Origin of the sequence: Microcoleus sp. M2_D5 (assembly GCF_036701935.1) — a bacterium.
Taxonomy (GTDB): Bacteria; Cyanobacteriota; Cyanobacteriia; order Cyanobacteriales; family Microcoleaceae; genus Microcoleus.
Genome location: NZ_JAUBRP010000067.1, coordinates 2501 through 14213 on the forward strand (window position 1 = coordinate 2501; position 11713 = coordinate 14213).

The 11713-nt window shown below is 44.0% G+C and carries 10 protein-coding genes and 1 pseudogene; 4 read left to right on the forward strand and 7 right to left on the reverse strand.

Features of this window, described 5'->3' with window-relative positions; genetic code table 11:
* Positions 1-63: 63 nt before the first annotated feature.
* Positions 64-894, forward strand: coding sequence for a hypothetical protein (locus tag QUA50_RS22880; RefSeq protein ID WP_333267563.1), 831 nt, complete (start codon positions 64-66; stop codon positions 892-894).
* Between the two features lies 1 nt (position 895).
* On the opposite strand, the gene QUA50_RS22885 is transcribed toward QUA50_RS22880, so the two are convergent.
* The 3 genes from QUA50_RS22885 to acpP form a co-directional block, all read right to left on the reverse strand.
* Positions 896-1336, reverse strand: coding sequence for a hypothetical protein (locus QUA50_RS22885; protein ID WP_333267561.1), 441 nt, complete (start codon positions 1334-1336; stop codon positions 896-898).
* Positions 1337-1453: 117 nt separating this feature from the next.
* Positions 1454-1930, reverse strand: a complete 477-nt coding sequence (locus QUA50_RS22890) for a hypothetical protein (RefSeq protein WP_333267559.1) — start codon at positions 1928-1930, stop codon at positions 1454-1456.
* Between the two features lie 180 nt (positions 1931-2110).
* Positions 2111-2341: an acyl carrier protein gene (gene acpP, locus QUA50_RS22895; protein ID WP_333267565.1), complete on the reverse strand. Its 231-nt coding sequence runs from the start codon at positions 2339-2341 to the stop codon at positions 2111-2113.
* Between the two features lie 1442 nt (positions 2342-3783).
* Between acpP and QUA50_RS22900 the strand changes: the two genes are divergently transcribed.
* Positions 3784-6387, forward strand: a complete 2604-nt coding sequence (locus tag QUA50_RS22900; protein ID WP_333267557.1) for a dynamin family protein — start codon at positions 3784-3786, stop codon at positions 6385-6387.
* Positions 6388-6652: 265 nt separating this feature from the next.
* Here the strand turns inward: QUA50_RS22900 and aroF are convergent, their stop codons facing one another.
* The 4 genes from aroF to ruvA all read right to left on the reverse strand — a co-directional run bounded on the left by aroF (position 6653) and on the right by ruvA (position 9640).
* A complete protein-coding gene (gene aroF, locus QUA50_RS22905; RefSeq protein WP_333058251.1) occupies positions 6653-7714 on the reverse strand; it encodes a 3-deoxy-7-phosphoheptulonate synthase in 1062 nt (353 codons plus the stop codon).
* 214 nt (positions 7715-7928) lie between these two features.
* Positions 7929-8402 (reverse strand): PAM68 family protein, encoded by a 474-nt coding sequence (locus QUA50_RS22910; RefSeq protein ID WP_333267555.1) that lies wholly within the window; start codon positions 8400-8402, stop codon positions 7929-7931.
* A gap of 95 nt (positions 8403-8497) precedes the next feature.
* A complete protein-coding gene (rpsO, locus tag QUA50_RS22915; RefSeq protein WP_015174482.1) occupies positions 8498-8767 on the reverse strand; it encodes a 30S ribosomal protein S15 in 270 nt (89 codons plus the stop codon).
* Positions 8768-9016: 249 nt separating this feature from the next.
* On the reverse strand, positions 9017-9640 hold the full coding sequence (gene ruvA, locus QUA50_RS22920) for a Holliday junction branch migration protein RuvA (RefSeq protein ID WP_333267552.1): 624 nt from the start codon (positions 9638-9640) through the stop codon (positions 9017-9019).
* Between the two features lie 982 nt (positions 9641-10622).
* On the opposite strand from ruvA, the pseudogene QUA50_RS22925 reads away from it, so the two are divergent.
* A pseudogene (locus QUA50_RS22925) lies at positions 10623-11402 on the forward strand (IS1 family transposase).
* Between the two features lie 128 nt (positions 11403-11530).
* On the forward strand, positions 11531-11713 hold the full coding sequence (locus tag QUA50_RS22930) for a hypothetical protein (RefSeq protein ID WP_333267551.1): 183 nt from the start codon (positions 11531-11533) through the stop codon (positions 11711-11713).

Genomic DNA, 11713 nt, shown 5'->3' on the forward strand with positions numbered 1-11713 from the left:
TTGATGGTTTGGATTAAATAATTGTGCTACAAATGAACTATTCAACTTCGCGGCTAACCTAAAATGTTCACTCCGTCAGACAGAGTGCGGCTTATGAAGGAAATGCGGAAATCTCCAGAAGGAGACTTGCTGCCTAAATGGGAGGCGGCTTCGCAGTGGCTGTCTCGGTTTGAAGATAGCGATGATTGGTCGATCGCCCTGATGGACTGCGATCGCACTCCTTGCGTTACAATTGGTTTTGTTTTGGAGTGCGTGTGGCGATCGCACTGGGTGACATTTGATGAAGCAGACGGATATCAGCGCTTGCTGGCAGGATTTAACGAAATTCCCGAACCATTGCCCGCTGTTGGTGCTCCCAAAAGTTACTCGCGGGGGGCGTGGGTTTTTGAAGCTCAACCGCGCCATCAACGCCGCAAAACGCTTGTAGAAAGGCGAGGCGGTAGAAATGAAAAATTTCGACAAAATGCACCTGCACCGCGCGTGGATTTATCGCTAGCTATCGGAGAATGTACACCGCAGCAGTTGATGGAAGCGCTGATGGTGCAAAATGGACGATGGAATAATTTCGACCCGGAACCGATTTTAACCGATCTATATCAGAACAGAGATTTGTGGCTGAATTTTATGATGCTGCCGCTGATTGCGGAGGATGAAAATAGCGGTAGGCTTTACAGTAATTTGGGTTTATTGCTGCGAGATTTGGACGATCGCTGGCACGCTGATACGCTTTATATTTGGAGTAGGGATGATGATTGCGTTTACCCGCTGGTTGATTTTGGGAAGACTTGGATGGCGGATGATGTGCAAGTGATGGATCGCGATCGGGCATCTGTGTTTATTGGTTATGGGGGTTATGAAAATCCGCCGCCTGTTGTGGTTTACTGGTGGGATTAAATCACTTTTTTTCCCCATTACGACCCAAAAATTTAGCTGTTTTACGATCTAAAAACTTAGCCCCTGCTGATACAATCGTTTGGTCTTGTTCCTGAGAATTGACATCTTCCTGTTTGTTTACTTCTTTCAATTTACGACCCAAAAATTTAGCTCCTCTACGACCGACAAACTTAGCTCCTGCTGATACAATCGTTTGGTCTTGTTCCTGAGAATTGTTTAGGTTTTGGAGTTCTTGTTTGTCTCTCCCAAAACTAGCAATTAATTCAAAAGCTGGCATCAAGCCTACTAGCAATATTAGCAAAACCAAAAATATCGGCATCACCAATAATCCCAGCAATAGTACAACTCCCTTACCCTTCAGACTAACCAAGATGATGGTGATAATGTTCTCCCACCAAGAACAGCCCCAGCGTCCACAAAATTCTGCCAAAATTAGTTGCATTAGATTTTTACTCCTTAAACTGTATGTCCCTAAGTTTTTTGTTTTTACCGCGCTTTGTGCTTTCCTCAAAACAAGAGCGATCGCACTTTGGTAGAAATAGCGATCGACCTGGTAAATTTAGCTAAGTATGAATCTATTTGGCAAAGAAGACGGTGGTGGGGGAGACTGAGAATGTCGGGGCATATAGCTCGGTTTGGGACGACAAGCTTCTATAATTTCGTTACAAAACAGGTTGAATTTATCCTTTTTTGTACAAAACAGAATGAGATTACTACTACTCGTGTAAATGGCAATATAACGCTGTTTTACAACAAAAGCCAACACAATGAAGATAATACCAATGAAGAATAAGCCGAGGGTTAGAATTCCGAGTCCGAGCAGCCACCAAGTACAGCCTTCCCCTATTTCAACTGCTTTGACATTTTGAATGGGAATGACAATTTCTTTGATTTCTAACCCAAAAAATGAAGTGAAATTTTCTTGTAAGGTGTCCCCAACAATTTTAAGAGTTCCTGTACCGCTGGTTCGGACGGGAACTGCACCGACTAATTGACGGGGAATCCCGCTGATTTGGGTAACTGATTTAGACTTCATTTTTTTTGATGTTTGTTGTAATAATAATGACATTGGTCGTACAATTTTTGGTAGGGACATGGGCTTTGGCCGTGTCCTTACACCGATCGCTCTGCTGAGTTGGTATTACATGAAAGCTTGAAGTCTTTCTAGTGCTTTCTTCTGTTTAAGGAATTTGAACTTGGTTACTGTCTTTGCTTTTTAAACAGCAACTTTTTTGTAAATGTAATCAACAGCCTGTTGAACTGTTTCTATGTTCTCCGCAGCTTCATCGGGAATTTCAATGTCGAATTCCTCCTCAATGGCCATAATTAGCTCTACTGCATCGAGAGAATCGGCTCCTAAATCCTTGGCAAAATTAGCGTTTATGGTGACTTTACTTGCCTCAACTTCTAGTTGCTTGGCAACAACGGCTTTGAGTTTTTCATAAATTTGCTGCTTAACCTTATCGCTTGGGAAAGATTCTGCAACAACGGTAGCAGTAGCAGTATTATTCGTAGTTTCATCAGAATCTAATTCTAATTCCTCTTCGGATTCATCCCGGACTTTGAAGTACCAAAATAGATTAGCCACAGCCAAATCAGAGGCTTTTTCCAAATTCGACGATACTAAACTTGTATGACCCCCTAGTTCCCCTTGTTCAATGATATAATCTTCATACTCTTCACGTCGCTGCCGATCGAGCATCCATTCCAGTTGAGTGCGAAGCGCGTAAAAATGAGACTTCGGCTTCAAATTTTCATAAAATAACTGTTCCTCTGGGATTGCTAAAGCTGTTGCGGCTGAGTTTTTCTCCACCTTAACAGCAGAGTCAGGTTTACTAAAATCAGCACTTTGCAACTGTTTTAATTCACTTGGCGGTAAAGCTTTCATCCATTCAATCTGATTTTGCCAAGTCTCTAATAAAACTAAATCGCGATCGTGAATGCACGTAATTTCAGGAAAAAGAAAGTCAAGCTCTTCGTCTGAGTCACAACAGTGTATAATACCGAGGCTATCTTGACGGATTTGTTGTTGCAGTTGAGAAATACGATCGCCCGCAGCCCCATACTCATTTTGCACCTGATAAGTCGCAATAATACTTTGTTCGATCGTCCAACTGCACTCTAACCGGCGCAACTGTCCCGCCGCACAAGTTTCTGACAACAACTGCGGATTTCTGTAATCGGCTAAAGCTTCAAACAGCATCCCCCGCGCCGCATCAATTTCAGCGTTGCGGCGGTTGATATCTTGGAGTCGCAAGGCCGATCGCATTCGTTGAATTGCTTGATTAAATAACCCGTAAGCCCGCACTAAGACTAGGCGATGGTTCTCAAATTTTATATCTGCAACCACTTCGGAAATTAATTGCTTAATTTCCGCGCCTTGGCCTTTCAAAAGTTGTTCTAAATTGATGAAACCATTTTCTACTTTAACTTCCAGCCTTTCTACTGCTTTTTTTAGTTTCAAAGTCTGGTGCAAATTTACCGCAGACAAAGCTACCCCAGCCGCAACTCCCACACCAATGACGGCTGTTGTCGCTTGCAGCACGCCCAAACTGGTTTGGACGGCTTGAAAGCCCATTTGCGTTTGGTACATCTGCAAGCCTCCCATTGCAAGCTGCACGGGAGACACTAACGGCGATAGGGGGCTATTGTTGAGGACGGCGCCAACGGCGTGGGCCGCAAACTGTCCCGTCGCTGCATCTCTCGCCATGCCGATCGGCACTCCAGCCGATGTAAACACTTGTACGTACTTGCCAGCCTCGATCGCAGCCTGTACCGCCGGGGGAAATACAAAGTTCATCATCAATTTTTACCGTGTGACCAATCCACAGAATAACTAATATATTATGATAGTTTAAATAAAAAAAAAATTATCTAAAGGCGCGGCAAATGGACACTTCGCTAATTAGTCCGCAAACGGTTGAGCTTGTTTCCCGACTGACAGGGCAAAGCCTCCGAAAAGAGGATATTACTCCGCCCGTGCTTTTCCTGGCGGGGCTGGTGACGGTATTGCTGGGAGTCATTCATGCCGACGGTACGGTAAGTGCTGAGGAAACACAGCGATTGCGGACAATTTTTACGGAACTTATTCCCGCTAACAACAGTTTGCGCCAATTCGTAATGCCGATGGTTAAGAGCGTGCGGGAACAGCAAGTTTACAAGAAATTGACGGCGTTGCTGGCGCTGACAGCGTGCTTTTCCGAAGAGGAAAAACTGCTGTTAATTAGTTTTGGGTATCAAATGTCGGCGGCAGATGGGACAATAGATGAACGAGAAAAACAGTATTTGACCATCATTGCCGATCGACTCGGAGTTAATGCGCGATTTTTGAGTGTTTTGGAAGCGAGTTTTAGCAATCAAGCCATCAGCGATACAGCAGCTTTAGCAGAAGTCCACTCGTTACTCGATCCAGCGCAATTTCAATCTCTCGATTCTATGTTTGTCCGTGCTGCCAGTCACATTATCGAACATTTACCAGCCAAACCGAAACACAAAACAAATCAAAAGCAATCAGTTTCATCCTATCAGGAGTTGAAAAAATTTCAGGAGTATCGGCAACAACTGAATGCTCTTTGTGAAAAACTAGGCTTAACTCTGCAAAATGGAATCGATCGCAACGTGCTATCTCCTACTTTAGCAGAAGAAGTAACGAAAGTATCTCAGAGATTGCAATCTCCATGTTTTCGCGTTGCTGTTGTCGGCGAATTTAGTAAAGGTAAATCAACCTTACTAAATGCTTTACTTGGTGAGGAAATCCAACCAGTGCGCGATATTCCCTGTAGCGGTAATGTGACTATTTTGAAATATGGTTCGCAGCGCCGGGTTATTTGTCGCTACCACAATGGACGGGAGGAAGAAATTTCACCTGCACAATATCAAGAGAAAGCTTCGATTTCGGAACAAGCGGCTTATGGTTCCTATGCCGATGAAATTGCCAAGTCGGAAATTGCCGAAATCGTTTTTGAACATCCCGAATTAGAGTTGTGCCGCAATGGGGTAGAAATTATTGATTCTCCTGGGTTGAACGAACAAGCCGAACGCACATTAGTCACCCAACAGGTTCTCAAAACAACTGATGCGGTTATTTTCTTAACTCATGCTCAAAATGCTTTAACGGAGAAAGAGCGAGAACTGCTTTTGTACTTGAAAAAAGAACTAAATTATGGTAATAAGGAAGGCGCGAGTAATATTTTTATGGTAGTTAATTTTTTCGATTTACTGCGGCGGGAAGAGAGTCGCCAGCAGGTACGAAAAAGGGTGGAAACAATTGTTACAAGTCAAAATTTGATTGCTGGTGAAAATCGGATTCATTTTATTTCTGCTCAATCTGCATTAGAAGCGATTTTAGCAGGCAATGAAAATGATGATTATCTAAAATCTTTTCAGGGTTTTACTGATTCGATTGAGAAATTTCTGACTGTTGAACGGGGGGCGATCGCACTTCGGCAGTCCGTCGCCGGAATTAAGCAAATTATTAATACTGGCTGCGATGAATTGACTCAATATAGGGAAATCTTAGAAGGAAAATTGACAGTTTCTCAAGGAGATAAGGCGAAGATTTTTGAACAAATGGCGGAAGTAAGCGGCCGCGATGTGAAAATCAAACTTTTAGCTAATGAACTGAGGGAGGAATCTGTAGAAGAAGCTATTGAATCTTGGAATGAATGGGTGGAAGGATTGGGAGAACGCCTGATGGCAAAAAGTCATCGCTGGACTTCCGAACACGGACACATCATGAGTCAAGACAAGTTGACTAAAGATTATGCAGATCAATTTGTACGAGACATCACCGAAGAAATTGATGACTGGGGCAATCAAAAAGTACAGTCTATTTTAAAACAAAATATGGGAGTGCTAGACAGCCAAATCGGTGAAGATATTGATGCAATACGGCAAGAATTTCAACAGTTTGACCAGCAACTCAGCACTAGCCTTGTCGCTCAATTCAATAACTTAGCAACAGCAGGTAGCTTAGGCGGATTTGGCGCAAGTGGAAGGGGAATTGCTTCCTCAATTAACCCAAATATCGGTAGTGATGAAAGCTTAGGCGTTGGTTTGGGTCTCGGTGCATTAGTAGGTGCTGGGTTGCTATTTTTTACAGGACTTGGTTTTATAGGAGTTATTTTGGGTGGCTTAGCTGCTGGCGCTGGTGGCGGTTTTGGCTTTAGTTTTTTAGATGGCGATGCTGTTAAAGATCAGATTAAGCAAAAAGTTTGCGAGTTAGGCGTTGAGAAATTTGACGAATCTGCCCAGTCTATTTTTGAGAAGGTACAAGAAAGAATTATTACAGTATTTGACGATCGCGCTGATGCGAATAGCGGTGCGATGTCAAAAGCGATCTCGCTGTGGGAAAATTTATTAGAACAGCAGGAAAAGCGCGATCGAGAGCAAGCAGATTGCGAGGCCCAAAAAGTTTGGCTGGCTGACAAACGCCGAGAACTCGAACAAGTAAAAAATCAAATTGAGGCTATTTTAAATCAGAGCGATCGCTAATTCAATGAATAATATCATGTCCAATCGATCGACCGCGATTTTCGTAGGGGCCCGTTAGCCAACAATACCAGCCAATAATTGACAATCTCAAAAACCCGCCCCGGCCGGGATATTATGGTTAATCGATCGGATTCGATCTAACGGGTAAGTCATACCCAAGGAGAGGGGCGGGTTTCCAGAATCTCGGCTTTGTGTTGCAAATTAGGGCGAACCCGCCCCTACAGGAATTACGGTTAATTGACCGGACATTATATTACTGGTGTTTCTATGCCAAAACTGGCACGGGCTGCGGCCAACGTCCCATGACTTTACCAATCACCGCCAATTCTTCCATCAACTTGTCGAACTGATCCGGTGTTAAAGATTGCGGCCCGTCAGACAAAGCTTTTTTCGGATTCGGGTGCACTTCAATCATCAGCGAATCTGTACCAGAGGCGATCGAAGCAAAGGCCATCGAGGGTACAAACTGCGCCCAACCGGTGCCGTGACTGGGGTCAACCATAATCGGTAAGTGAGTCAGAGTCCGCAATACTGGTACTGCCGACAAATCGAGGGTATTGCGTGTATATTGCCTGTCATACCCGCGAATTCCGCGCTCGCACAAAATCACGTTCGGATTCCCAGAAGCCATGATATACTCAGCAGCCATCAACCATTCTTCAATGGTGGCGGAGATGCCGCGCTTCAGCAAAACTGGTTTGTCTTGAGCTCCGACTTTCTTCAACAGTGAGAAATTCTGCATATTTCTCGCCCCGACTTGTACCACGTCGGCTACTTCCACGATCGCACTTAAGTCGGCCGCATCCATAACTTCTGTGATAATTCCCAAACCGCTAGCTTCCCGCGCCGCCGCTAGCAATCCCAAAGCACTCTCGCCGTGGCCTTGGAAAGCATAGGGGGAAGTTCTCGGTTTGTACGCGCCACCACGGAGAAAATGAGCTCCAGCAGCTTTGACGCGCATTGCCGTTTCGACAATCATTTCTTCGTTTTCGACTGAGCAAGGGCCTGCTACGATCGCGATCGGGTGATGCAAGCCGATCGTTACAGTTCCTAAAGGAGTAGCAACCGTTACTTCGCTGGGTTCTCCTTGGCGATATTCCAGAGAAGCGCGTTTGTAGGGTTTTTCCACGCGCAGAACTTCTTCAATCCAGGTGCTCATTTCGCGCAGTTGCATCGGTTCGAGCTCAACTGTGTCGCCCACCAAACCCATCACGGTTTTGTAACGGCCGACGATTTTTTCTGGTATCAAACCCCAGCTAGTGCGGAGCTCTTCGTCGATGCGATCGATCTCGGCTTCTGGAGTGCCGGCTTTCATTACAATAATCATATTTTTTTTGCCTTTTTAGTTGGGCTAGAAACGGATGATGACTCTGATGCACTGAGAAAAATAGATGCAATGGCGATCGAGAATCTATTTATATCAGTATTTTTAGCATTGTTCTGGGGTGGGTTCTTATTCCCTCCCCAAGGACAAACTCGCTAATGGTTAACAGCTTAGTTTTTTAGCTAATGACTAATGACTAATAACTCATGACTAATGACTAACTTTTTGGCTTCGCGGCGCGCCACGCTTCTCGCATCCGTCCAAAATTGGTATTAAATTCTTCCCACCCCAGAGTGCTTCCTGAAACTTCTTCATCCCAGGAAGCTGAGAGGACTCCGTAGCTTAATCCCAGAACGCCTAGACCAAAACAGCCCATGCTTACCAGCAATACTGCTGTGTTGGGCAAATCAAACAAGCCTTTGCTGACTATCAAATAGCTGACAAAAAATGTGGAAATTCCCAGGATTGTCGGTATGCCACAGAATACCGCTATGCGGGATATCATGCGTTGGCTGACTACTTCTGGGATGGATTGCGCCTGTTTTCCGGTTTTGTTAGCTTTCGGCTGCTTGTCGGCAGAATCCGACTCTAAGGCTATGCTTGCTTGGGGTTCTGGGGGCTTTTTAGGCGTTTTTTTACGATTCGCGGCCGGTTCAAAGGGCAAGCGCTTGCGGGGTGGTTCGGAGGACATATTTTATCTCTAACCTGAAATCTCGAACATTTTTCAATAAGTCTTGGTGTTTGTCCAAGATTAAAGAATATTGTCGCAAATTTTGGCTTGGGTGTTTAGCCGCGAATGCCTAGACGGGCAATCAATGCTTTGTAGCGATCGGCATTTTGCTTTTGGATGTATGCCAGCAGGCGCTTGCGGCGGCTGATCATCATCATCAAACCGCGCCGGGAGGCGAAGTCTTTTTGGTTGATTTTCAGGTGGGCGCTGAGTTTGGTAATGCGATCGGTCAGCATGGCGACTTGGACATCTGCTGAACCGGTATCGGTTTCATGGGTTTGGAAGTCGCCCATGATTTCTTGTTTGCGCTGTTGTGTAAGAGCCATGAATTGATTTTAGTTTTTTTGTACGATTGTCACAATCTCCTATGTTATCACAGGGGAAGCATAATAACGATAAAATTTTTGCTAAGGATGGGTTTGTTTTTTGAGCAGAATAGACTTGAATGGCAAACATACTTAGGACGGGCGGGACGCCCATCCCACAATTTTTTTTCCTGTGGGATGGGCGTCTCGCCCGTCCTGGGTTTTTATTCCCGGCGGCTAGATATTGTAGGGAATTATCATTGTAGGCGATTATCGGCTCAAATAGGCGATCGCCTCACGTATCCAATCATCCGCATCACCTTTAGCAGACAAAGTGCTGTCTTGACTGAGGGTTTGCAGCGCTTGCAAGACTTCAGCCGCAGTGTATCCCATCGCCAGCAGGATCATCTCGACTTCTTCTTGAATAGCTGGGGGGACTCCGGCCGCGACTGAAGTTGTCAAACCTGCTTGCTGGCGCCATTCCGAGAGTTTGCTTTTGAGTTCCAGGGCGAGACGTTCTGCGGTTTTTGTACCCACGCCCGGAGTTTTGGCGAGGATGCGGGTGTTACCGCCGACGATCGCCTGGACTAAATCTTGTAATCCTAAAGTATCCAGAAGTGCGATCGCCAGTTGAGCACCCACACCGCTAACACTCGTCAACTGCCGAAACAAATCGCGTTCTGCCGCGCTGCCAAAACCGTACAATACGATTTGGTCTTCCTTAACTTGCTGGTGGGTAAAAATTTGGGCGACTTCGCCGGATGCTGGCAATTGACCGGTCACACGGGGCAAAATTTGGATTTCATAGCCGATGTGATTGACTTCCAGAGTCAATATGACGCGGTTGCTGCCTTTGGCGATATCGGCGACTGTGCCTTTGAGATAGCTAATCATAGAGTTTATAATACACCGCTATTCGTTTTCGTCAAACTCGGCGATGATGCAGCAGATTTCGTTGAGGCTGATATCTGTTCGATTCCCTTCGGGATAGCTTCACTTCACCGATTTTGAGTAAATGGTTAACAAAAGTACGATCGACGGTGACTTTATAGCGTTTTTCATAGCTATGAGGTACACTTAGTCAAGTGAAACTATTAAGATAAAAATCATCACGGCAACCCTATTCAATAGACTTTAGCAAAAAAATCATAGACGTGAGAGACCAATAAAATCTTTGAATAAGAAAACTAGCATAATGTTTTAATGTAGCCAAGACTTTTGTTCAATAATTACTAAAAAGATCCCAAAACAGAGGAGATATCCTTCCTATGGATCGAGGAGAAAGTCCACTCACAAAATTAACAGGGCGAACAATTAGTGACAGTAGTAGAAATAATAGAAGAGAAGAATGATGCAACTTTAAAAGAGTTAACTGAATTGCTTGAGTCAAAAATCAAAATAGAACTAATTATATAGAAATCCTCAATTATTTTCTATAGGTAGATCAATCCTAAATAATTTTATTTATGTAAATATATTGACGTATTTTGGGGAAATAAAATTTATGTTGGCTAGTAAAAAACTCAAATAAAAATTTGACAAGCTTAAAAGACCTACATAAATACCAAGACTTTCTTGAAAAGTTTTTATTTTAGCTTGTAACCAAATATCTTCAACGGGATTCTGTTGGGGAGCATTGGGAGCAAATAAAATACAAGTAATTGACAAATTATCAGGTTCATTGTCACCATTTAGTTATAATTAAAAGTATCTAAGTTCTCCATATTTATGATAACTAGCTCCATCCCCAATCAAGATAATTTTGCGATATTTATATTTTGGAAGTATTTTATGAATTTAACTGTTGATTTTCCGGTAGTGATTTTATGTAAAGGATAGAGGATAATAGCTCTATGCCAATCTTTTGAGGAGTCTCATGATGAAACCCTATCTGATTTGTCCCACTTGTGGTTCTGACGATGTGATGAAAAATGGTATGACTCATCGCGGAAAACTTTCACCATAAATGTCGTGACTGTGGTCGCCAGGAAAGTCGAAAATCCTAAGTGGCAACTCAAAAACACCGACACCGGGCGCAAAAATTGAGTTGCTTCTCCTTGAACGGATTTCTCTTGCTGGCATTGCCCTCCTTCATGGGTGTTTCCTCTCTTCTGGCTTCTTGCATTATGTAAACCACTTGTACACTGCCGTAGAACCCAAGGCTACAGTTATCCCAAAAGAAGTCGGAAAACACACAGTCCAAATGGATGAACTATGGTATGAAAGTAGACAATAAAGGGAATAAACAATGGGTTTGGTTAGCGATGGATGCCAAGACTCGGGAAGTTCACGGATGTCATATTGGAGACCGTTCCTTAAAGTCGGCTCTTGCATTATGGGATTCCCTACAAGCCGTGTCTATCGCCTGCCGTGCCAAGATTTATACCGATCGTTGGGAGGCATATGCTGCGGTTTTACCGACATTCACGGCATCAGCCTGTGGGGAAAGAAAGCGGATTGACGAGTTACATCGAACGATTAAATAATACTCTCTGTCCGCGAAATTCGCGATTAGTCAGGAAGACATTATCGTTTTCTAAGAAGTTGGAGAATCATGGCTGGTGCTATTTGGAATTTTATTCATGACTACAATCACCAAATCCGATTAGCAATGCTGAAGACTCAACCGCCTCAATTTTCTCCATCCTTTACATAAAAGCACTACCTAGGAGATATTTACAAAATTGGGATGCTCCCGGCTGCAACCCTTATTTGGTCTTGTTCTTAGACCTCTTTCTCACCCTCCCAGACCCCAGAGAACACATACAGCCTCTTCGGTGGTTCATGAAGTACACTATAAAGCTATATTGTGTGGTGTTAATCCTCCGGGTGCGGCGCGGCGAAATATTGGTCGATAAAACTTACAGATTGACGGGTGGCGACGCACCAAACAGCGGGCTAGAATATTGTGTGTACCACATCTACATGGAATATGCTGTAAAAATGAGAAGAAACATGATATTTTAG

Coding starts and splice junctions, on each gene's coding strand:
- aroF (WP_333058251.1), bottom strand. CDS start 7,714: ATGATTATTGTAATGAAAGCCGGCACTCCAGAAGCCGAGATCGATCGC.
- ruvA (WP_333267552.1), bottom strand. CDS start 9,640: ATGATTAGCTATCTCAAAGGCACAGTCGCCGATATCGCCAAAGGCAGC.
- QUA50_RS22890 (WP_333267559.1), bottom strand. CDS start 1,930: ATGAAGTCTAAATCAGTTACCCAAATCAGCGGGATTCCCCGTCAATTA.
- QUA50_RS22910 (WP_333267555.1), bottom strand. CDS start 8,402: ATGTCCTCCGAACCACCCCGCAAGCGCTTGCCCTTTGAACCGGCCGCG.
- QUA50_RS22900 (WP_333267557.1), top strand. CDS start 3,784: ATGGACACTTCGCTAATTAGTCCGCAAACGGTTGAGCTTGTTTCCCGA.
- QUA50_RS22885 (WP_333267561.1), bottom strand. CDS start 1,336: ATGCAACTAATTTTGGCAGAATTTTGTGGACGCTGGGGCTGTTCTTGG.
- QUA50_RS22930 (WP_333267551.1), top strand. CDS start 11,531: ATGAAGTACACTATAAAGCTATATTGTGTGGTGTTAATCCTCCGGGTG.
- rpsO (WP_015174482.1), bottom strand. CDS start 8,767: ATGGCTCTTACACAACAGCGCAAACAAGAAATCATGGGCGACTTCCAA.
- QUA50_RS22880 (WP_333267563.1), top strand. CDS start 64: ATGTTCACTCCGTCAGACAGAGTGCGGCTTATGAAGGAAATGCGGAAA.